The 21,208-nt window shown below is 73.6% G+C and carries 20 protein-coding genes and 1 pseudogene; 5 read left to right on the top strand and 16 right to left on the bottom strand.

Annotation, left to right across the window (positions count from 1 at the left end):
* Window positions 1-61 precede the first annotated feature (61 nt).
* Window positions 62-1,471: an NAD(P)H-quinone dehydrogenase gene (locus BLW04_RS00960; RefSeq protein WP_091536185.1), complete on the bottom strand. Its 1,410-nt coding sequence runs from the start codon at window positions 1,469-1,471 to the stop codon at window positions 62-64.
* Between the two features lie 117 nt (window positions 1,472-1,588).
* Between BLW04_RS00960 and BLW04_RS00965 the strand changes: the two genes are divergently transcribed.
* Window positions 1,589-2,047 (top strand): gamma-glutamylcyclotransferase family protein, encoded by a 459-nt coding sequence (locus BLW04_RS00965; RefSeq protein ID WP_091536188.1) that lies wholly within the window; start codon window positions 1,589-1,591, stop codon window positions 2,045-2,047.
* A gap of 83 nt (window positions 2,048-2,130) precedes the next feature.
* On the opposite strand, the gene BLW04_RS00970 is transcribed toward BLW04_RS00965, so the two are convergent.
* The 6 genes from BLW04_RS00970 to BLW04_RS00995 all read right to left on the bottom strand — a co-directional run bounded on the left by BLW04_RS00970 (window position 2,131) and on the right by BLW04_RS00995 (window position 10,890).
* Entirely contained in the window at window positions 2,131-2,427 is a 297-nt protein-coding gene (locus BLW04_RS00970; protein ID WP_091536190.1) for a hypothetical protein, read from the bottom strand.
* 767 nt (window positions 2,428-3,194) lie between these two features.
* The gene (gene meaB, locus BLW04_RS00975) at window positions 3,195-4,202 is read right to left on the bottom strand and encodes a methylmalonyl Co-A mutase-associated GTPase MeaB (protein WP_091536193.1); all 1,008 of its coding nucleotides are present in this window, start codon (window positions 4,200-4,202) and stop codon (window positions 3,195-3,197) included.
* Window positions 4,202-6,409, bottom strand: coding sequence for a methylmalonyl-CoA mutase (gene scpA / locus BLW04_RS00980; RefSeq protein ID WP_091536195.1), 2,208 nt, complete (start codon window positions 6,407-6,409; stop codon window positions 4,202-4,204). The genes meaB and scpA overlap by 1 nt, the downstream gene beginning before the upstream one ends.
* Complete coding sequence (locus BLW04_RS00985; protein WP_091536197.1) at window positions 6,406-8,376, bottom strand: methylmalonyl-CoA mutase subunit beta; 1,971 nt, start codon at window positions 8,374-8,376, stop codon at window positions 6,406-6,408. Before BLW04_RS00985 ends, scpA begins: the two co-directional genes overlap by 4 nt.
* A gap of 55 nt (window positions 8,377-8,431) precedes the next feature.
* Entirely contained in the window at window positions 8,432-9,721 is a 1,290-nt protein-coding gene (locus tag BLW04_RS00990) for an amidohydrolase (RefSeq protein WP_254780925.1), read from the bottom strand.
* Window positions 9,718-10,890: a glutamate--cysteine ligase gene (locus BLW04_RS00995; RefSeq protein WP_091536199.1), complete on the bottom strand. Its 1,173-nt coding sequence runs from the start codon at window positions 10,888-10,890 to the stop codon at window positions 9,718-9,720. The genes BLW04_RS00990 and BLW04_RS00995 overlap by 4 nt, the downstream gene beginning before the upstream one ends.
* 157 nt (window positions 10,891-11,047) lie before the next feature.
* Between BLW04_RS00995 and BLW04_RS01000 the strand changes: the two genes are divergently transcribed.
* From BLW04_RS01000 to BLW04_RS01010, 3 genes are read left to right on the top strand one after another with little or no spacing between them, the layout of a single operon-like run.
* Entirely contained in the window at window positions 11,048-11,866 is an 819-nt protein-coding gene (locus BLW04_RS01000; protein WP_254780926.1) for a purine-nucleoside phosphorylase, read from the top strand.
* Window positions 11,863-12,705: an NAD-dependent epimerase/dehydratase family protein gene (locus BLW04_RS01005; protein WP_091536203.1), complete on the top strand. Its 843-nt coding sequence runs from the start codon at window positions 11,863-11,865 to the stop codon at window positions 12,703-12,705. The genes BLW04_RS01000 and BLW04_RS01005 overlap by 4 nt, the downstream gene beginning before the upstream one ends.
* The gene (locus tag BLW04_RS01010) at window positions 12,702-14,348 is read left to right on the top strand and encodes a phospho-sugar mutase (RefSeq protein WP_254780927.1); all 1,647 of its coding nucleotides are present in this window, start codon (window positions 12,702-12,704) and stop codon (window positions 14,346-14,348) included. Before BLW04_RS01005 ends, BLW04_RS01010 begins: the two co-directional genes overlap by 4 nt.
* A gap of 1 nt (window position 14,349) precedes the next feature.
* Here BLW04_RS01010 and BLW04_RS29095 read toward each other — a convergent pair whose 3' ends face one another.
* Window positions 14,350-14,787 (bottom strand): type VII toxin-antitoxin system HepT family RNase toxin, encoded by a 438-nt coding sequence (locus BLW04_RS29095; protein ID WP_091536205.1) that lies wholly within the window; start codon window positions 14,785-14,787, stop codon window positions 14,350-14,352.
* Entirely contained in the window at window positions 14,756-15,139 is a 384-nt protein-coding gene (locus BLW04_RS01020; RefSeq protein ID WP_091536207.1) for a nucleotidyltransferase domain-containing protein, read from the bottom strand. Before BLW04_RS01020 ends, BLW04_RS29095 begins: the two co-directional genes overlap by 32 nt.
* A 155-nt stretch (window positions 15,140-15,294) precedes the next feature.
* Between BLW04_RS01020 and BLW04_RS01025 the strand changes: the two genes are divergently transcribed.
* Complete coding sequence (locus BLW04_RS01025; protein ID WP_091536210.1) at window positions 15,295-15,987, top strand: haloacid dehalogenase type II; 693 nt, start codon at window positions 15,295-15,297, stop codon at window positions 15,985-15,987.
* Window positions 15,988-16,004: 17 nt separating this feature from the next.
* Here BLW04_RS01025 and BLW04_RS01030 read toward each other — a convergent pair whose 3' ends face one another.
* The 7 genes and pseudogenes from BLW04_RS01030 to BLW04_RS29100 form a co-directional block, all read right to left on the bottom strand.
* Entirely contained in the window at window positions 16,005-16,421 is a 417-nt protein-coding gene (locus BLW04_RS01030) for a DUF805 domain-containing protein (RefSeq protein ID WP_175483845.1), read from the bottom strand.
* The gene (locus BLW04_RS01035; RefSeq protein WP_091536215.1) at window positions 16,418-17,320 is read right to left on the bottom strand and encodes a Gfo/Idh/MocA family protein; all 903 of its coding nucleotides are present in this window, start codon (window positions 17,318-17,320) and stop codon (window positions 16,418-16,420) included. Before BLW04_RS01035 ends, BLW04_RS01030 begins: the two co-directional genes overlap by 4 nt.
* Before the next feature lie 2 nt (window positions 17,321-17,322).
* Entirely contained in the window at window positions 17,323-17,742 is a 420-nt protein-coding gene (locus BLW04_RS01040; RefSeq protein WP_091536217.1) for a type II toxin-antitoxin system VapC family toxin, read from the bottom strand.
* Complete coding sequence (locus BLW04_RS01045; protein WP_091536220.1) at window positions 17,739-17,996, bottom strand: FitA-like ribbon-helix-helix domain-containing protein; 258 nt, start codon at window positions 17,994-17,996, stop codon at window positions 17,739-17,741. Before BLW04_RS01045 ends, BLW04_RS01040 begins: the two co-directional genes overlap by 4 nt.
* Before the next feature lie 48 nt (window positions 17,997-18,044).
* Window positions 18,045-19,313 carry a cation:proton antiporter gene (locus BLW04_RS01050; RefSeq protein ID WP_091536222.1) on the bottom strand — a complete coding sequence of 423 codons (1,269 nt, stop codon included), beginning with the start codon at window positions 19,311-19,313 and terminating at the stop codon, window positions 18,045-18,047.
* The gene (locus BLW04_RS27950; RefSeq protein WP_305777649.1) at window positions 19,313-20,593 is read right to left on the bottom strand and encodes a phospholipase D family protein; all 1,281 of its coding nucleotides are present in this window, start codon (window positions 20,591-20,593) and stop codon (window positions 19,313-19,315) included. The genes BLW04_RS01050 and BLW04_RS27950 overlap by 1 nt, the downstream gene beginning before the upstream one ends.
* A gap of 447 nt (window positions 20,594-21,040) precedes the next feature.
* Window positions 21,041-21,172: pseudogene (locus BLW04_RS29100) on the bottom strand (phosphatase domain-containing protein); the annotation flags it as partial.
* Window positions 21,173-21,208 lie beyond the last annotated feature (36 nt).

Consider the following 21,208-nt stretch of genomic DNA (forward strand, 5'->3'; position numbering starts at 1 on the left):
GCGTCCCGTGCCAACGTCACCCGTTCAGGGGACAGCGAAACCCCACCTGCCACAACAGCCCTCAGGAGACGTCGTCGGTGCCGCCCATCAGCCGGCGCCCGGCCTCGGTGATGGAGCCCGACAGCGACGGGTAGATCGCGAAGGTGTTGGCCAGGTCGCCGGCGGTCAGGCCCTTGGCCACGGCGAGCGCGATCGGCAGGATCAGCTCCGACGCGCCGGGCGCCACCACCACGCCGCCGATGACCACGTCGGTCGAGCGGCGGGTGAACAGCTTGACGAAGCCGTCGCGCAGGTCGCTCATCTTGGCCCGCGCGTTGGTGGCCAGCGGCAGCTGGACGACCTCCACGTCGGCCCCTTCGGTCAGCGACTTCTCCTGCACCCCGACGGTGGCGATCTCCGGGTGGGTGAAGACGTTCGCCGCCACGGTCTTGAGCTTGATCGGCGCAACCGCCTCGCCCAGGGCGTGCCACATGGCGATGCGGCCCTGCATGGCGGCGACGGAGGCGAGCTGGAAGACACCGGTGACGTCGCCGGCGGCGTAGATGCCGGGGACCGTCGTCCGGGAGACGCGGTCGACCAGCACGTGGCCGGACGGCGACAGCTCCACCCCGACGGCCGCCAGGTTCAGCCCGGCGGTGTTGGGCACCGTGCCCACGGTCATCAGCGCGTGCGACCCCTCGACGACCCGGCCGTCGGTCAGCGCGACGCGCACGCCCTTCTCGGTCCGGACGACGGACTCCGCGCGCCCCTTCTCCGCGATGCGCCCGCCGCGGGACTGGAAGACCGTCTCCACCACCGCAGCGGCGTCGCTGTCCTCACCGGGCAGCACCTGCTCGCGGGAAGAGACCAGCGTGACCGGGACGCCGGCCTCCAGGTAGCCGGAGGCGAACTCGGCGCCGGTGACGCCGGAGCCGATGACGACCAGGTGCTCGGGCATGTCCTCGAGGTCGTACACGTCGCGCCAGGACAGGATCCGGTCACCGTCGGGCTCCGCGCCGGGCAGCACGCGGGGGTCGGCCCCCGTGGCGATGAGGACGACGTCGGCCTCGAGCTCGCGCGTGACCTCGCCGTCTCCGTCGAGCACCTCGACCCGGTGGGCGGCCAGCCCGCGGATGTCGTCGGACAGCCGGGCCTGACCGGCGAAGATCGTGACGGCCTCGGACTCCAGCCGGGCGTGGATGTCGGCGGACTGCGCGACAGCCAGGCCGCGGATGCGGCTGTTGACGTGCGCGAGATCCAGGCCGACGGTGGCGAGGTCGCTGCCCTGCAGGCCGAGGACGGCGGAGTCGCGGACCGCGGTCATCGCGCCGGCGGCGGCGATGAACGCCTTGGAGGGGACGCAGTCGGTGAGCACGCTCGCGCCACCGATGCCGTCCCGCTCCACGACGGTGACCTGGGCACCGAGTTGGGCGGCGACCAGCGCGGCCTCGTAGCCGGCCGGGCCGCCGCCGATGATCACGATGCGGGTCATGAGGGTCCTTCTGCTGTCCGGGGGCGTTCCGCGGGCCATTCTCCCCGGTGCATCCCCGGAACGGCGGAACCGCCCCTCGTCGGGGCCGCCACACCGACCGTGGCTAGGCTCAACCCGATGGGCCTCTATGCCGCGTACGGGTCGAACATGGATCCTGCGCAGATGCTGCGACGCTGCCCCTCCTCCCCCTTCGCCGGCACCGGCTGGATCCCCGGCTGGCGTCTGACGTTCGGCGCCGAGGAGTTCGGCTGGGAGGGCGCCCAGGCCACGCTGGTCCCGGCCGAGTCGGCCTCCCCGGGTGTGTTCGTCGGGCTCTACGACCTCACCGAGGCCGACGAACGCGCGCTGGACGCCTGGGAGGGCGCCGACCACGGCCTCTACCGCAAGGTCCGCCTCCGGGTGCACACGCTGGCCGGCGACGTGGTCGCCTACGCCTACGCGCTGGACGCCTTCGAGGGCGGACTGCCCTCGGCCCGGTACCTGGGATCGATCGCCGACGCCGCCGAGGCCGCCGGCGCGCCCGACGACTACCTGCTCGGCCTACGCTCACGCGACTGCCGCTCGACCGGCGTCTGACCTCTCCCTTCCCCGTGATTATGGAGCTGGCGTGGCGACACACCGGCGGACGTCGGCGCGTCGGCACCGCAGCTCCATGATCGTCACCCGGGGACGAACTCGAGCGCGCGAGCCACCGTGGCGACCATCGGCTGCCACCGGCGGTAGACGTCGACGCCCGTGAAGTGCAGCAGCGTCCACTGGTGCTCGGTGAGCCAGTTGTGCCGATGCCGGTCGTCCCGCAGCTGGGTCGCGGTCATGTGGGCCTCGAGCCCGTCGAACTCCGCACCGACCCGCTGCTTGCGCCAGGCGGTGTCCATCTCCGGCCACGAGGCCGCGTCGACCACCCGCACCTGCAGCTCAGGGGCCGGCAGCCCGCCGTCGATGAAGCGCCACCGCATGCGGGACTCCATCGGCGAGGCCGCTCCGGGATCGGCGTGCGGACCAGCTGCCGCAACCGGACCACGTCGCGCAGTCCAGCCTGAGCGAAGGCCGCCGCCGCCAGCTCGTCGGGGTCGCACGTCCCACTGCGGAGCGCCGCGTCGAGGCTGGCCAGGCCGTCGATCGGCGCGGACAGCCGGACGACGTCGCAGGCCGTTCGGGCGGGGGGTGTGCACCACACGCCGTCGACCAGGACGGCGTCGTCCGTGCCGAGGGACGACGGGTGCACCTGGATGCCGGGCCGACTCCGGTGGGCCACCGACGGCGGCCCAAGGAAGTGCACCGTGTCGGTCGGGACGATGTCGAACTCGTGCAGTGCTGCGGCCGTGGAATGGCAGGCGACCAGGTCACCCCGATCACCAGGGCCGCCGCACGCACGGTCACACCGATCCGGTCGGGGAGCTCGGCGTCCACGAGGACCCCGCGCCACGGCGTGCGCCGCCAGCGGTCGGAGTGGACCAGCTGGCAGATCTCCCACTCGGTGTAGCGCTCTCGCGCCTGGGCAGTTGTGAACACCCCGCCCTGCTGGGCGATGGTGCGGTACAGGCTGAAGTCCACCCGTGCACAGGGGAGCCCGGGACTGCCGCCGGGGGGCCCGTGCTCCGATCTGTGGACAGACGTCCCCGCTGTGGACGAGCGCGATGATCATGGAGCTGCCGTGCCGACACGCCGCTGTGACTCGGCGGGTCGCCCCGCCAGGTCCATGATCGCCGGGGAGTGGGGTCGTTCAGCCGGGGGCCGGGTCGGTCAGGAACGTCTCCAGCAGCTGGCCGGCGGCCAGCGCCGGGGTCAGCTCGCCCGCCAGCACCGCCTTCTCCAGTTCCGGGGCCAGCGCCCGGACGGCGGGGTGCGCGCGCAGCCGGTGCTCCAGCCCGTCGCGGACCATCCCCCACGTCCAGCGCACCTGCTGGGCCCGGCGGCGCTCGTCGAAGGCGCCCGAGGCGCGCATCCGGTCGCCGTGCGCCACGACCTGCGCCCACACCTCGGGCAGCCCGGCCCCGGTCAGTCCGGCGCAGGTCAGCACCGGGACCTCCCAGCCGTCGTCGCCGTGTCCGCGCAGCATCCGGATGGCGCCGGCAAGCTCGCGGGCGGCCCGGCGGGCGTCGATCTCCCCTGGACCGTCGGCCTTGTTCACCGCGATCACGTCGGCGATCTCCAGGATCCCGCGCTTGATGCCCTGCAGCTGGTCACCGGTCCGCGCCAGGGTCAGGAACAGGAACGAGTCGACCATCTCCGCGACAGTGACCTCGCTCTGCCCCACCCCGACGGTCTCCACCAGGACGACGTCGTAGCCGGCCGCCTCGACCACCACCATCGACTCTCGGGTCGCCTGGGCCACTCCACCCAGCGTGCCGGCGGTCGGGGCGGGCCGGATGAAGGCGGCGTCGTCGACGGCCAGCCGGGCCATCCGGGTCTTGTCGCCCAGGATCGACCCGCCCGAACGCGACGACGACGGGTCGACGGCCAGCACCGCAACCCGCGAGCCGACCGCGGTCAGCGAGACCCCGAGCGCGTCGATGAACGTCGACTTGCCCACCCCGGGCACCCCGCTGATCCCGACCCGCCGCGCTCCCCCGGCATACGGCAGCAGCTCGATCAGCAGCTGCTGCGCGGCGTCCCGGTGGTCGGCCCGGCGGGACTCGACCAGCGTGATCGACCGCGCCAGAGCCCGCCGGTTGCCCGCGAGCACGCCCTCGGCGAGAGCCGGGACGTCGACCGGCCGGCCACCGGCCATCAGTGCCCGAGACGCTGCGCCAGCGTGCGCAGCAGGTCCTGCGCCGCCTCGGCGATCACCGTCCCGGGCGGGAAGATCGCTGCCGCACCCGCGGCCCGCAGCTCCTCGAAGTCACCGGGCGGGATGACCCCGCCGACCACGATCAACACGTCATCGGCGCCCAGCTCGGCGAGCGCGTCGCGCAGTGCGGGCACCAGGGTCAGGTGTCCGGCGGCCAGCGAGGAGACCCCGACCACGTGCACGTCGGCCTCCACCGCCTGCCGGGCGACCTCCTCCGGCGTCTGGAACAGCGGGCCGACGTCGACGTCGAAGCCCAGGTCGGCGAAGGCCGTGGCGATCACCTTCTGGCCGCGGTCGTGCCCGTCCTGGCCCATCTTGGCCACCAGGATCCGCGGCCGGCGGCCCTCGGCGTCGGCGAAGTCGGCGGCCATCCGCCGGGTCTCCTCCACGGGTCCGGCGTCCCCTGCCTCGTCGCGGTACACCCCGGAGATGGTGCGCACCTGGCCGGAGTGCCGCCCGTAGACTGCCTCCAGCGCGTCGGAGATCTCCCCGACGGTCGCCTTGGCGCGGGCTGCGTCCACGGCCAGCTTCAGCAGGTTGGACTCCAGGCCGCTCCCCCGCCGTCCTTCGGCCGCGGCCCGGGCGGCGTCGGTCAGCCGGGAGAGCGCCTCCTGCACCGTCCCGGCGTCCCGGGAGGCCCGCAGCTCGGTCAGCTTGGCCTTCTGCTGGGCCAGCACGTCGGCGTTGTCGACCTTGAGCACCTCGACGGCCTCGTCCGAGGCCACCCGGTACTTGTTGACGCCGATCACCGGCTGGCGGCCGGAGTCGATCCGCGCCTGGGTGCGCGCCGCGGCCTCCTCGATGCGCATCTTCGGGATGCCGTCGTCGATCGCCTGGGCCATGCCGCCGTGCGCGGCGACCTCCTGGATGTGCGCCCACGCCCGGCGGGCCAGGTCGTAGGTGAGCCGCTCCACGTAGGCCGAACCACCCCACGGGTCGATGACCCGCGTCGTCCCGGACTCCTGCTGCAGCAGTAGCTGGGTGTTGCGGGCGATCCGGGCGGAGAAGTCGGTGGGCAGCGCCAGCGCTTCGTCGAGCGCGTTGGTGTGCAGCGACTGGGTGTGGCCCTGGGTCGCGGCCATCGCCTCCAGGCAGGTGCGGACGACGTTGTTGTAGACGTCCTGCGCGGTCAGCGACCAGCCCGAGGTCTGCGAATGGGTGCGCAGTGACATCGACTTGTCCTTCTGCGCGCCCGCCTCCTTGACCAGCTTCGCCCACAGCAGCCGGCCGGCCCGCAGCTTCGCGACCTCCATGAAGAAGTTCATGCCGATCGCCCAGAAGAAGCTCAGCCGCGGCGCGAACACGTCGACGTCCAGGCCCGCGGCCTTGCCCGCCTGCAGGTACTCCACCCCGTCGGCCAGCGTGTAGGCCAGCTCAAGGTCGGCCGTCGCCCCGGCCTCCTGGATGTGGTACCCGGAGATGGAGATCGAGTTGAAGCGGGGCATCTCGGTGGAGGTGAACGCGAAGATGTCGCTGATGATCTGCATCGAGGGCTTGGGTGGGTAGATGTAGGTGTTGCGGACCATGAACTCCTTGAGGATGTCGTTCTGGATGGTCCCGGTCAGCTGGGCAGGGCTAACCCCCTGTTCCTCGGCAGCGACGACGTAGAGCGCCAGCACCGGCAGGACGGCGCCGTTCATGGTCATCGAGACGCTCATCCGGTCCAGCGGGATGCCATCGAAGAGCTGCCGCATGTCCAGGATCGAGTCGATCGCCACTCCGGCCATCCCGACGTCACCGACCACGCGGGGGTGGTCGGAGTCGTAGCCACGGTGGGTGGGCAGGTCGAAGGCGACCGACAGGCCCTTCTGCCCGGCGGCGAGGTTGCGCCGGTAGAACGCGTTGGACTCCGTCGCGGTGGAGAACCCGGCGTACTGGCGCACCGTCCACGGCTGGGTCGTGTACATCGTCGGGTAGGGCCCGCGCAGGTAGGGCGCGATGCCCGGGAACGTGCCGAGGAAGTCGACGTCGGCCAGGTCGGCCGGGGTGAACAGCGGCGGGACGGCGATCCCCTCGGGGGTCTGCCAGGTCGCCTCCCCCACGCCGCGGCCGGTGGTCTCCTCGTAGGCCTTCGCCCAGTTCTCGACGGAGGCGCTCGCGGACGGGCGGCCCAGCTCGAGGTCGCCGAAATCGGGGATCGTGCTCATGCCCGCGCCTCCTGCCCCGAGGGGCCAAAATGGCCATTTTGGCCCTGGTCGACCTCAAGCTGCTCGTGCACCGTCCGCAGCGCGGCCAGTGCGTCACATCCGGCGTACACGTACCCGTCGACGCCGTCCACCCCCAGCTTCGGCGACCCGGCCAGCCACACCGAGGTGGCACCGGCCGTCCGAAGCTGGGCGACCAGGCCGGCCGCCGACTCCGCGTAGTCCTTGTCGGTGCCGCACACGCAGGCCACCGTCGTCGACGCCGCCGCGAAGCCGCCCGCGTCCTCGCCGGACGGGGTCAGCAGGCCGCCGGCCTGGAACAGGTTGGCGGCGAAGGTGGCCCGGGCCGTGTTCCGGGCCACCGAACCGAGCGTGGCCAGGTACACCGCTGGGCGTGGCTGCGCGGCCTCGGCCCGGCCGCGCAGCTCCTCGAACTCCGCGGCCGCCCGCACCCGGGGCAGCCCGCCCGACCCGGGCGGCAGCACGTCGGCTGCCGGACGGCGGACGGGGAGCACCTCGGTCGGGTTGGGGAACTCGCTGATGCCGGTCAGCGCGTCGGCGCGGTGCGCCAGCCGCTCGCTGCGGGTGGCCCACGCTGCGGAGATCCGCTCGGCCACCAGACCGGAGGACAGCGCCGCCGGCAGCCCGCCGGCCCGCTCCATCTCGGTGAACCAGGCCCACGCGGCCTGGGCGAGGTCCTCGGTCAGCGACTCGACGTACCAGGAGCCGCCGGCCGGGTCGAGCACCCTGGCGAGGTGCCCCTCCTCGACCAGGAGGCTCTGGGTGTTGCGGGCGATCCGCCGGGCGAAGGCGTCGGGCAGGCCGAGTGCCGCGTCGAAGGGCTGGACGGTGACCACGTCGGCGCCGCCCACCCCCGCGGCGAAGCAGGCCACCGTGGTGCGCAGCATGTTGACCCAGGGGTCGTGTCGGGTGGTCATCACCGAGGAGGTGACCGCGTGCTGGCGCTGCGCCCGCACCTCGGGGGCCGCGCCGCTGGCCTCGCCGACCCGGTCCCACAGCCGGCGGGCCGCCCGCAGCGCGGCGATGGTCGTGAACTGGTCGGCGCTCGCGGAGAAGCGGAACTCGAGCTGGCCGAACGCCTCGTCGACGCTGAGGCCATCACCCCTGTCCGCGGAGTCGGTCAGCGCGCGCAGGTAGGTGACGCCCGCGGCCAGCGCGCAGCCGAGCTCCTCCACCGCCGAGGCGCCGGCGTCGGCGAAGACCGTGCCGTCGACGACGATCGTGCGCAGCCCGGGGTGGGCCATCGCACGGCGGGCCAGCGCGGGCAGGTCAGCCAGCGACTGCTCCTGGCCCGAGGTCGCCTGCACGCCCAGCGGATCCAGGCCCAGCGAGCCGCCCGCCGCCAGGTCGGTGCGGCCCTCGACCAGGGTCAGGAACGCCTCGGCGGCCGCCGGGCCGCCCTGCACGGTCACCGGCGCCAGGTCGAGGTGGACGGCGGCGAGCACGTCGGCCAGCGCGTCGACCGGCACCGCACCCTCGCCCAGGACCAGCCACAGCGAGGAGACGCCGTTCTCCAGGTCGGCCAGCGCGGCGTCCCGGGTGGCGGCGACGTCGGGGTCGGCGTGCCGCTGACGGACGTCCCAGCTGCCGGGCACGTCGGCGTCCGCACCGCCCGCCGCGGTCACGCCCGCCGCACCGGCCCGCGCGCCGCGCACGAACGGCGGCAGCCCGGGCACCCCGACGGCGGAGGGCAGGTCGCCGGCGTCCTGGGCGGTGTACAGCGGCGCCACGCTCACCCCGGTCGCCACCGGCACCCGCAGCGCGTCCTCAACCGGGTCGGGCAGCTCCTCGCGACCGGCCTTGCGCAGCACCCCGGCGACCAGGTCGCGCCACTGCTCGCGGGTGGCCTCGGCGAACTCACCGGCCAGCGCGAGTTCGTCGGGCGACTCGGGCTCGGCGGGCACCTCCTGATCGGGATGTGCCGCGGCCTGCTGGTCGGTCGGACTCATCGTCGGGTCACCGGCTCTCGTGGGCGGACGCTCGTGGAGACAGGTGTAACAGGCCTCAGGCCGCCGGGATGTTGGCGGGTACCGCAGCCTCGACGGGCGCCTCGGCAGCGGCGTCGGCGGAGAGCGCCTGCAGCGCCGTCCGGGCCAGCAGCCGGACGCCGACGCCGATCGACCGCTCGTCGACGTCGAAGGTGCCGCGGTGCAGGTCGAGCGGGGCACCGCCACCGTGCGTGCCCAGCCGGGCCAGCGCGATCGGCAGCGCCTCGGCGAACCAGCCGAAGTCCTCCCCGCCCATGCTCTGCGGGCTGAGCACGACGCCCTCGGTGCCCACGGTCTGCAGCGCGGCCGAGCGCAGCAAAGCCACGTTGCGGGGGTCGTTGACCACCGGCGGGACACCCCGCGCGTACTCGATGGACACCTCAGCACCCGAGGCCCCGGCCACCTGGGTGACCAGGGTGCGCACCAGCTCCTCCGCCGAGGCCCACACGTCGCGGTCCAGCACCCGCAGGGTGCCGCGCAGCTGCCCGGTCTCCGGGATCGTGTTGGGCGCGACCCCCGCGCTGACCGCGCCCCAGACCAGCGACATCCCCGAGCGCGGGTCGACCAGCCGGGACAGCAGGCCCGGCACGTCGGTGACCACCCGGCCGAGCGCGTGCACCAGGTCCACGGTCAGCTGGGGGCGTGCCGTGTGCCCGCCGGGGCCGGTGAGCGTCACCTCGATCCGGTCGCAGGCGGCGGTGATCGCGCCGGTGCGCAGCCCCACCCGGCCGACCGGGACAGAGGGATCGCAGTGCAGGGCGAATGCCCGCGCGGCGCCCTCGAGCAGCCCCTCGTGGACGACCTGCAGCGCTCCGCCGGGCACCTGCTCCTCGGCGGGCTGGAAGACGCACCGCACGGTGCCGGGCAGCCGGCGCAGGGTGGCGAGCGCCTGGGCGACGCCGAGCAGCACGGTGGTGTGCACGTCGTGGCCGCAGGCGTGGCACAGGCCCGGCCGGGTCGAGGCGTATGCGACGTCCTTGAGGTCGGGCAGCGGGAGCGCGTCGATGTCGGCGCGGAGCACGACCATCGGACCGGCGCCGGTGCCGACGTCGCAGCTGAGCCCGGTGCCGCCGGCCAGCCGCCGCGGCCGCAGCCCGGCCGCGGTCAGCCGCTGCTCGAGGAAGGCGGTCGTCTCGTGCTCGGCGAAGCCGAGCTCGGGGTGCGCGTGCAGGTGCCGCCGGGCGGCGACCAGGTCGGCGTTGTGGGCGTGTGCCCAGTCGTCGACCGCGGCGCCGGCCCGGGTGAGCGGCGTCTCGACCGGGATGGGGACGGCGGTGTCGATGGCGGTCCCCTCGCTCGTGGTCACGCGGTCGCACTCCCCGCGGCGGCCGGGGCGGGCGCGGCGGGCAGGTCGTCGCGCATCTCGGCCAGCAGGCTGTCGACCACCGGGCGCAGGTTCCCGTCGTGTGCGGCCGCGACCGCACGCTGGCGCTGGTAGGAGGCCCCGACGGCCAGGATGCGCCGGACGTCGGCCAGCTCCTCGGCGCAGCCCAGCCGCGTGGCGGTCGGCGCGAGTTCCTCGACGAGGTCGGCGATGGCCTGCCGGACCGGGCGGACCGTGCCCTTCTCGTCGACCACGATGTCGGCGTCCAACCCGTAGCGGGCCGCCCGCCACTTGTTCTCCCGTAGCACCCAGCTGGCCGGGACGGGGAGGGTGTAGCCGCGGTCCAGCTCGCGGTCGAACTGCTCGACCAGGCACTGCGACAGCGCGGCGACCGCGCCGATCTCGGTGAGGGTGGGCAGACCGTCGCAGATGCGCAGCTCGACGGTGCCGAAGTCGGGGTGCGGGCGGATGTCCCACCAGACCTCGCGCACGCTGTCGATGGCGTGCGTGGAAATCAGCGTCTCCATGTACTCCTCGAACCGGTCCCAGCCCGACAGCTGGTAGGGCAGCCCCGCGGTCGGCATGCCCTCGAAGACCTTGGATCGGGCCGAGGCCAGTCCGGTGTCGGCCCCTACCCAGTACGGCGAGGACGCCGAGAGCGCGAGGAAGTGCGGAACGTACTGGGACAGCGCGTTGACGATCGGGATGACCTTGTCCGGCGAGCGGACGCCGACGTGCACGTGCACCCCGAAGATCTGCAGCCGGCGGGCCAGCCACTGCATCTTCTCCACCAACTGGAGGTAGCGCTCCCCCGGCGAGATCTGCTGCGTTTGCCAGTCGGTGATCGGGTGGGTGCCGGCGCACATCACCGCCAGGCCGTGCCGCTCAGCGGCGACCACCACCTCGGCCAGCGTGCCGGCCAGGTCCGCCTTCGCCTCGGCCACCGTGGTGCAGACGCCGGTGATGATCTCGATGGTCGACTGGAGCAGCTCGTGCTTGGCCTTGGGGTGCTCGTCGAGGCCGGCGGGGGTGATCTCGGCGAGGATCTCGATGGCGCCGGCGGTCAGCTCCCGCGTCTCCGGGTCGACCAGCTGCAGCTCCCACTCCACCCCCAGGCTCGAGCGCAGCGAGGAGTGGAAGGGGATCTGCACCCCGCGAGTCTAGAGTCGGTGACGATCATCCGCCCCCGGTCGCCGTCCCCGGGCACCTGAGGTATTGGAAGCTCTACCGCTACCTGAGCGCCCCATGCCTACCGGTATAGCTTCCAATACCTCGGTCGCCGCCGGACTCTCGGCTAGCGTGCCCGGGGTGAACCAGTCCGCCCCCCTCCTCTCCAACGACCCCGCCGCATTGGCCGTCCGCGCCGCCGAGGAACTGACCGCCGCCCTCGGCAGCGACCACGACGTAGCGGTGGTGATGGGCTCGGGCTGGGCCCCGGCCGCCGACGCCTTCGGCGGAACGCTGGCCAGCGTGCCGATCGGCGAGCTGCCCGGCTTCACCGCCCCCACGGTCACCGGCCACGGCGGCGAGATCCGCTCGGTCCAGGTGGGCGGCCACAAGGTGCTGCTGTTCCTCGGCCGCACCCACCTCTACGAGGGCCGCGGCGTCGAGCCGGTCGTGCACGGCATCCGCACGGCCGCCGCCGCCGGAGTGCGCACCGTCGTCCTGACCAACGCCGCCGGCGGCCTGTCCCCCGACCACCGGGTCGGCCAGGCGGTGCTGATCAGCGACCACCTCAACCTCACCGCACGCTCGCCACTGGTCGGCGCCACCTTCGTCGACCTGACCGACCTGTACTCCGCCCGCCTGCGAGCGCTGGCGCAGGAGATCGACCCGTTCCTCGTCGAGGGCGTCTACGCAGCGCTACCCGGCCCGCACTTCGAGACCCCGGCCGAGATCCGGATGCTCACCACCCTGGGTGCGGACCTGGTCGGCATGTCCACCGCGCTGGAGGCGATCGCCGCCCGCGCGGCCGGGGTCGAGGTGCTGGGGCTGTCGATGGTGACCAACGCCGCGGCCGGCATCACGGGGGAGGCGCTGGACCACGTGGAGGTGCTCGAAGCCGGCAAGGCGGCCGCCGGCCGGCTCGGTGAGTTCCTGGTCGCGCTGATCGCCCGGCTCCCGTGAGCGGCCCGGTCCTCATCACCGGCGCCGCCGGGCTGATCGGCACCTGGCTGCGCGGCGGCCTGCCCGAGCGCGGCTGGGCGGTGCGCAGCCTGGACGTCGTCCCGATCCCCGACACCCGACCGGGCGAGGAGCAGGTGGTCGCCGACGTGACCGACCTGTCGGCGATGGTCGACGCCAGCACCGGCGCCTCGGCCGTCGTCCACCTGGCCGGCATCGCCACCGAATCGACCTGGCCGGCGATCAGCCACAGCAACATCGAGGGCACCTACGCCGCCCTGGAGGCCGCCCGCCGGGCCGGCGTCCAGCGCGTCGTGCTTGCCAGCAGCAACCACGCCACCGGCTACACGCCGCGGCCGGGGCAGGGCCTGCTGCGCGAGGCCGACGCCCCGCACCGGCCGGACACCTACTACGGCGTCTCGAAGGCGACGATGGAGGCGCTGGGCTCGCTCTACGTCGACCGCTACGGCCTGGACGTCGTCTGCCTGCGGATCGGCAGCGCCCTTCCGGAGCCGACCACGGTCCGCCAGCTGGCCACCTGGCTGTCGCCGACCGATACCGTCGGGCTCGTGGACGCCGCGCTGCGCGCCCCCTCTCCCGGCTTCGCCGTCGTCTGGGGCGTCTCGGACAACACCCGCCGCTGGTGGGACCTCATCGCCGCACAGGCGCTGGGCTACGAGTCCGTGGACGACGCTGAGGTGTACGCCGCCGCGCTGCTGGAGGTCCACGGGCGGCCCGACCCGACCGACCCGGTGCACACCCGGGTGGGCGGGGAGTACGCGACCGCGGCGTTCGATGCAGAGACGATCGAGGCTCAGCAGGCCGGGCCCGCGGAGCCGTGATCGCCGACATGCTGGAGTGCGCCCGGGCCTGGGCCGCCGATGACCCGCACGACGGCGACCGCGCCGAACTCGAGGCGCTGGTGGCCGCCTCGTCCACTGATCCCACGGCCACCGCCGAGCTGACCCGCCGGTTCGCCGGCCCGCTGACCTTCGGGACGGCGGGGCTGCGCGGGCCGCTGCGCGCCGGGCCGGCCGGGATGAACGCCGCGGTGGTCACCCGCGCCGCAGCCGGGCTGGCCCGGTACCTGGCCGAGGAGGGGCACGTCGGCCGTGGCATTGCGGTCGGCTTCGACGCCCGGCACCGCTCCGACGAGTTCGCCCGCGTCACGGCCGGGGTGCTCACCGGCGCCGGGTTCGCGGTCTCGGTGCTGCCCCGGCCGTTGCCGACGCCGGTGCTGTCCTTCGCTGTCCGGCACCTGGGTGCGGTCGCCGGAGTGATGGTGACCGCGAGCCACAACCCACCGCGGGACAACGGCTACAAGGTCTACCTCTCCGACGGCGCCCAGCTGGTGCCGCCGGCCGACCGGCTGATCGAGGCCGCCATCGGTGCCGTCGGATCGGCCCGCGACGTTGCCCGCGGGGAGGAGTGGACGATCCTCGGCGACGACGTCGAAGACGACTACGTGGCCGCCGTGGTCGCCGCGCTGCAGCCCGACCGGCTGGACGCCGCCGCCCGCCGTCGCCTCGTCGTGGCCTACACCGCGATGCACGGGGTCGGCGCGCAGACCACGGCCCGGGTCTTCGCGGCGGCTGGCTTCGCCCCGGTGCACTCGGTGCCGGAGCAGGAGCGGCCGGACCCGGAGTTCCCGACCGTCGCCTTCCCGAACCCGGAGGAGCCCGGCGCCGTCGACCTGCTGGTCGCCCTGGCTGATCGGGCCGGCGCAGACGTGGCGATCGCCGAGGACCCGGACGCTGATCGCTGCTCGGTGGTCTGCGGCGGCCGGCAGCTGACCGGCGACGAGGTCGGCGTGCTGCTGGCGGACTGGCTGCTGCGCCGCGGCGTGCGCGGCACGTACGCCGCCTCGCTGGTCAGCGGCTCGCTGCTCGGCCGGCTGACCGAGGCGCACGGGGTGCCGTTCGCCGAGACCCCGACCGGGTTCAAGTGGATCATCCGGGCCGGGACGCCCGCAGCGCCGCTGGTGTTCGGGTACGAGGAGGCGCTCGGCTACGCGGTGACCCCGTCCGTGGCGCACGACAAGGACGGCATCTCGGCAGCGCTCGCCGTGGCGCTGCTCGCCGCCGAGCTGGCCGTGGACGGGCGCACGCTGACTGACCGGCTCGACGAGCTGGCGCGCGAGCACGGGCTGTTCGCCACCGGTCAGCTCTCGGTCCGGGTGGAGGACCTGTCGCTGATCTCCGGCGCCATGGCCCGGCTGCGGGCGCGGCCGCCGGCGCAATTGCTGGGCCGGGACGTCGAGGCCACCGACCTGGCCGAGGCCGACCTGCCGGTGGATGCGGTGCGGCTGCTCGGCGAGGGCGTCCGGGTGATCGTGCGGCCCAGCGGCACCGAGCCCAAGCTCAAGGCCTACCTGGAGGTCGTCGTCCCGGTGTCCGACGACGCCGGGGTGCCGGCGGCCCGCCGCCGCGGTGCGGCCGAGCTCGACCAGCTGCGCGTGGAGATGATTTCGACGCTGGAGCTGTGACTCACTGCTCTGCAAGGAAGTCCGCGACCGACCGCGCGAAGTGCTGCAGTGCATCGTGCTCAGCGAGCCGGGCGATGGTGACGGAGTGATCGACGTCGACGTACTGGTGCACCAGGACATTCCGGTAACCCACTGCCGCGGCCATGGTCTCAGCAAGTTCGGAAGACAAGACGCCATGGCGTCCCAGGACACGCATGGTCTCCGCGTTCGTGCCGGGGGGCCCCACCCCTCTGCCGAGCAGATGTGGTGCGCCACGTCGACACACGCCTCGAGGGCGTTGACGAAGACGAACTCGACTCGGCAGCCACAGCGGGTCACTGCGCCGCTTGGCTGAGGAGCGCAACTCACGATCGAGGGCATCGAGCGAGCGGGTGAGTGACTGCAGGAGCCGCCGGACTCGGGTCGGGTCAACCACGGCGCAGCATCTCCAGGAACTCATGGTGACCCCGGTCCAACCGGGGCTTCTCGTCGAAGTAGATCTTGCGGGTGGTGCCGACCCAGCGGACCCGGGCCGGCGGGTCGTCGTCGAAGAGCAGCACGCCCTCCAGCGACACCCGGCCGGCGAGCTCCAGCGGCGCGCCGTTGAGCACCATCAGGTCGACGTCGGCCGGCAGGTGTACCTCGAACGACGGCGGCGGGTCGGCGGCCCACCAGGCGGCGACATCAAGGTCGGAGTCGGGCCGGTGGGTGCCTCGTGCGCGGCTGCCGTGCACGAAGGCGAACCGGGCCCCGGCAGCCCGCAAGGCGACGGTGATCTGAACGGCCAGCTCATCGGGGACATGATCGACCACGGTCCGCAGTATGCCGCCCTGCCGCCCTGTCGCTCCAGCGCGACGGTGCGGGTGCCGAGCGTGCAGGATGCCGTCGGGGCGCGGTCACGCGCCGGCGGTCCGGGACGTCGACGGGTGGACGCGGGGCCGGTGCGAGCGACCAGGAGGCGGTCGGGATGGACGTGCGCGCGCTGGTGTTCGACGTGTTCGGCACGGTGGTCGACTGGCGCAGCGGGGTGGCCCGCGAGGCTCGGCGGCTGCTCGGCGACCGGTTCGACGGGAACGCCTTCGCCGACGCCTGGCGCAAGCGCTACGCGCCGTCGATGGACCGGGTGCGCAGCGGCGAGCTGCCCTGGGCGCCGCTGGACGCGCTACACCGGACGTCGCTGGACGAGCTGCTGGCCGAGCTCGGCGCCGGGGACGTGGACGGCGCCACCCGGGCCGAGCTGGTGCTGGCCTGGCACCGGCTCGACCCGTGGCCGGACGCCGTCCCTGGTCTGATCCGGCTGCGGCGGCGGCACGTGCTGGCCCCGCTGTCCAACGGCAACGTCGCGCTGATCGTGGACATGGCCAAGCGCGCCAGCCTGCCCTGGGACGTGGTGCTGGGCGCCGAGCTCGTCGAGCACTACAAGCCCGACGCCGAGGTCTACGACTCCGCACCGCGGCTGCTCGCGCTGCAGCCCGGCGAGGTGCTGATGGTGGCCGCGCACGTGTCGGACCTGGCCGCCGCCCGCGCCCGGGGGCTGCGCACCGCCTACGTGCATCGGCCCGCCGAGTTCGGTGGCCGCGTCGACCCACCGGCCACCGATCCGGAGGCGGACCTGTCGGTGTCCTCGCTGACCGAGCTGGCCGACCGCCTCGGCTGCTGACCGGCCCGGATCGGAGGTCACAGGCGGTAGGGCAGGCTCCCCGGATGGCCGGGCGGCGCGGGCGGCCCGTACCGGTTGGGGCCGCCGTCCCCGCGCAGGAACCCGTTCTGGACCAGGAGCATGAGCACGCCGGCGACCGGCAGGAACACCCAGGCCAGCCACCACGCCGAGTGGCTCCGGTCGTGCAGCCGGGTCACCGTGGAGGAGATCTTCGGGACCAGCGTCAGCAGGGACACCAGCACGGCGAACGGCCCACCGGTGCCCACTTCGGCCGCGGACCCCGAGCCGCCGTAGGTGGCCACGTCGTCGAAGCCGAACGACAGGTCGGCCAGGCTCGCCAGCACACTGAACGCCGCGAGCGGCAGCGTGTAGCGCAGCCACCAGGTGCGCCGGGTGATCCGCCCGCGCCGCAGGTACCACTGCCCAAAGGTCACCGGGACGAGCCCACGGTCTCCCGGCAGCCGATCCTCAGCGCCCGCTGCGCCACCCCGAGCACCCGGACGACATCACGTCCGAAGGCGACGTCGCAGGGATGTGCGCCGCCGGTGAGGGCAGCGGCCGACAGCTCGGCGACGGCGATCTGGTGCGCCTCGACCGCGGTCCCGAAGTCCGGCAGGAGCACCAGCCGGCCGGCGTCGCCGTGCACCCACACCTCGACGCCGGCGGCCAGCGGCGCCACGGTCAGCGACAGGGTCGCCGTGCTCGCCCGGCCACCGCCGTGGGTCAGGACCAGGTGCACGGTGTCGCCCTGCCCGGCGCCGACCTGGACCGTCTCCACCGGCCCGAGCGTGGGCACCAGCAGCGAGAGTGCGTGTGGGCCGATGTCCCACAGCGCGCCGTGCTCGATCCGCCAGGCCGAGTCCTTGTAGGGGCTGTCCGGCGCGTAGTTGGAGCCCAGCCAGCTCAGCGCCCCGCCGGCGAGGGTCAGGCGGCCGGCCTGCTCGATCCAGGTAGAGGTCGCCGTCCGGAAGCGGGCGGTGAAGAAGACCACCGACGCGATTCCGGCCGCGTCAGCTGCGGCGACGACCCGGTCGGCGGCCGCGGTCGACAACGCCACCGGCTTCTCCAGCAGCAGGTGCTTCCCGGCGGCCGCGGCACGTTCGGCCAGCGATGCCTGCACGTCCGGGGGCACCGCGATGCTCACCGCGTCGACGTCGGCGAGCAGCGCGTCCAGGTCGTCGAACCCGGCGACGTCGAACTGCGCGCCGACCGCCTTCGCCTTGGCCAGGTCGCGGCCCCACACCCCGGCCAGTTCCACGTCCGGATGCGCTGCCAGCGATGCGGCGTGCACCGTCCGCGCCCAATGGCCGGTGCCGAGAACGGCAAACCTCATGCTCATACCTCCCACGGATCAACGACGATCAGGCCGAGCCCCTCGAAGTCCCTGATGTTCCGGGTCGCCAGAACTGCACCGTGGCGAGTGCCGATGGCTGCGATCTGCGCGTCCGCTGGGCCGATCGGCCGGCCCAGACGATCTCTGGTGGCCAGCAGCGGGCCGTACCCCTCGGCCGCCGCCTGGTCGAACGGCAGAACCCGCCCGACAAACAGCTCGTCCACCATGATCCGCAGTCGCCTGGCGAGGTCGTTGCGACGACGCCCGTCCGGCAGACGGGCAACACCGTAGCCGAGCTCAGCAACTGTGACCGCGGTGAGATGGAGGTCGGGCAGCGCCTGGGCGTCGAACCACTGGATGACCCGACGACTCCCCCGTGGGTGCACGATTTCCGAGACAACGTTGGTGTCGAGGACGATCACTCGCCGAAGTCGATCGGGCGGTGGGTCCCCGAACGCGGCGGGAGATCGACGTCCCAACCCCCGACATCGGCGAAGAGCGCATGGATCCTGCTGCCCAGACCTCGCTCGAGCTCGGGCTTCGATTCCGACTCCGCTACGGCGGCGGCGAGGATCTCGCGGACCTCTGCCTCCATGGAGCGGCCGTGCTGGGCTGCCTTCACCCGAAGCCGCTGTCGGACTGCCTCGTCGAGGTTTCGGATCGTCAGCGTTGCCATGTCAGCCTCCTCTGCACGAGAACGACAGCAATGCTAGCAGTGCTGCCGTCACGGGAGGGGTCCGAGCAGGTCCGAACTCTGCCCTTCCGGGACCTCCGAGCCGGTGCTCCGGGCGTACCACCGCATGCCGGTCGTGGCGGTGAGGGTGTGCACGACCATCGACACCGCGACCGCCAGGCTCACCACCGCGAAGAACCGGCCCTCCTCCGCGAGGTCGAAGCGATCGACGTAGGTGGCGTAGTAGATGCTCCCGACTCCCAGCGGACCGAACCAGGACAGGAACCCGACCGACCACCGTCCGGTACGGGTGGGTGTCAGCGCGGCGAGGCCGGCGAGCGGCCGGCGCAGCAGGAGCACCCAGGCGGCGAACACCAGCCCCGAGGCGCCGAGCGTGGCCCAGTCGCTCCAGGGCAGCACCGCGCCGAAGAGGAGGAACACCACCGTCGTCGCGACCTTCGTGAAGTTCTCCTGGGCGACCGCCACCGCACGGCGGACGTCCGGGTCGCGCGCCGTCCAGGACATGCCGACGCCGGCGAGGAAGGCGGCGAGCACCCCGCTGGAGCCCAGCAGCCCCGCGAGCGCCAGCACGAGCAGGCTGGTGGCCGGCGCGAGCACCGGCACGAACGTCTCCTCCACCGCACCCCTCGCCCGGGCGAGCCGGGTCAGCAGGCCGACCGCGACGCCGACCACCGGCCCCAGCACCAGGGCGATCCCCACCTCCCGGGCCATGTCGAGCAGCAGGTCACCCACGGAGTCGATGCCCGAGTCGGCGACGAGAAACCCGGCGAGCAGCACGAACGGCAGCGCCAACCCGTCGTTGACCCCGGACTCCATCTCCAGGGTCATCCGCAGTCGCTGCGGGAGCATCCGCTCGGCGAAGGAGCCCTGCACCAGCGTCGAGGCCACCGCCGGGTCGGTCGGGGTGAGCACGGCGCCCATCAGCAGCGCCAACGGCCAGGACAGCCCCAGCAGGAGCCAGGCCCCGGCCGAGGAGACCAGCCACATCACCAGCATCCCGATGCTGAGCAGGCTCAGCACCCGCCGCCCGTTCGCACGCACGTCCGGCCGTTGCAGGCGGAACCCGATGGAGGTCACCAACAGGGCCAGCGCCACCCGGCTGGTCTGCTCCAGCAGCGTGGTGCGGTCCACCGCACCCGAGGTCGGGTCCGCGACGTCGAGGACCTGGGGTCCAAGGACGGCCCCGACGACCACGGCCAGCAGGAACGGGGACAAGGTGTACTGCTTGGCGAGGCTGGCGGTCAGGCCGAGCACCACCAAGGTTCCCGCCACGATGGCGAGCACGACGTCGAAGGACATCAGAACGTGCGCCGGAGCTTCATGCCCGGTGGGCGCCCGTCGGGATCGAACAGCGTCGCGTAGGCGGGGGCGGTGAGCCAGCGTTGCCAGGCCGGTGGCGTCTTCGCGCGGTGGTTCCTCAGGCGCCCGGGCGGGCGCGGCCCCGTGCGGCCGTCGCGGTGCCAGCCGTCCAGAGCCGCGGCGCTGCGGCGCACGGTGGCGGCGGCGTCGTCCGGGTCGACCAGGTCCGCGTCGTCCCCGTCGGCGCGGTCGAGGTGCTCACGCAGCAGTTGCAGCCGCAGGTCGCGGGCGAAGCGACGCGCACCGTCGCCCTGGCCGGCCGGATCGACCGGATCGCGGGCGTCCCGGTCGGAGTCCAGGACGGCGGCGGTCAGCTCCGAGTCGTGCGTCCAGGACCGCCGGTTCAGGTTGCCGCTACCGACCGCCGCCCACACGTCGTCGACGATGCAGGTCTTCGCGTGCACGTACACCGGCGTGCCGTCCCCGATCTCCAGGTCGAGGACCTGCACCCGGTCGCCTCCCGCCTTGCGCACCATCGCCAGCGCTGCGGTCTGACCGAGCAGCGCCGAGGGGACGTGGACGGTGCCCTCCTGGTCGGGGAAGCGGGGCGCGACGGCGATCAGGCGCAGCTGCGGGCAGCGCCGCAGGGCGGTGGCGAAGACCCGGGCGACGTCGGTGGACCACAGGTACTGGTCCTCGATGTAGACCAGCCGCTGCGCCCGGCTGAGCGCCTTGGCATAGCCCCGGGCGATGCTGCGCTCGCCGTGCGGCGCGAACGGGTAGCCGGGCCAACGACGCGGATAGGTCCGCGACAGCTGCACTGCGCAGCTGCCCGCACGCGGCGGGTCGGGGAGCGCCGCCGGCAGTGGCGAGGCGGTCCGGTCGGCGCCGCGGACCACGTCCCCGAAAACCTGCCAGGGCGCCCGGGACACTGCCGTCGGGTCGTTCCACCGTTCCCGGAAGACGACCTCGGCGTCGGCGACCGCGGGCCCGTGCAGCTCGAGCTGGACGTCGTGCCAGGGCGGGGTGGCGCCGTAGGCGGCGGCGAACGGGCGGGGCTGAGCGTCCCCCCGGTGCGCCGCGTCGTCCCGGCGGGAGTGCGCCAGGTCGATGCCGCCCACGAATGCGACGTCGGCCGCGCTCCGCCGCGGGCGCCTGATCACGACAAGTTTCTGGTGATGGCTGCCCAGCGCGCGCACCCGCTGGTCCAGCAGGACCTCTCCGCCGGCGGCATTGACCTGCGTCGCGAATTTCCGGTTCGGTCCGGCGGAGAAGCCCATCCAGGTGGGGTGGGACCGCCAGGTCAGCCCCGCGACCCGGACGCCGCGTGTGAGGGCTGCGGTCAGCGTCTGCGCCACCGTGGGGCCCTCGTCGGCGAGCAGCTCGTCCGGGTCCGCCCGCCAGGCGGTGAAGGCGACCAGGTCGCCGGCGCCGGTGTCCGCGAGTTCCGCGGCCAGGACGGGAAAGTACGTGCGGCCGTGGACAAGGGGACGCACGTCGTTGCCCTCGGTCCAGCTTCGCAGCCCCGTCGTGTCGTTGCCCCGCTCCTGCGCGGTCAGGAACCAGTCGCGCTGGCCCTGCCCCTCGGGTCGGGGAAGTGTCAGCGCCTCCCGCAACCGGGGGGCCAGCTCCTGGCCGTTGGCTGCGCGGATGACGGGGACGTCCCCGGCCTTCCCGCCCGGGCCGGGACCCTCAGCCGGGAGCGGACCGGCCACCCGACGCAGCGCGATGGCGGCCACCTGACCGGGGAACCGCCGCGCCGTGTCCCCGTAGAGGTCCGGGTCGTCGTCGCCGTCGTCCCCGACCAGCACCCAGCGCACCCCGGGCTGCTCCGTGGCCAGGCGCTGCAGCGCGGTCTGCTTGTGGCCGGAGGCATTCCGGGACCACGGTCGGGG

This window comes from Modestobacter sp. DSM 44400 (genome assembly GCF_900107175.1).
Classification (GTDB): domain Bacteria; phylum Actinomycetota; class Actinomycetes; order Mycobacteriales; family Geodermatophilaceae; genus Modestobacter.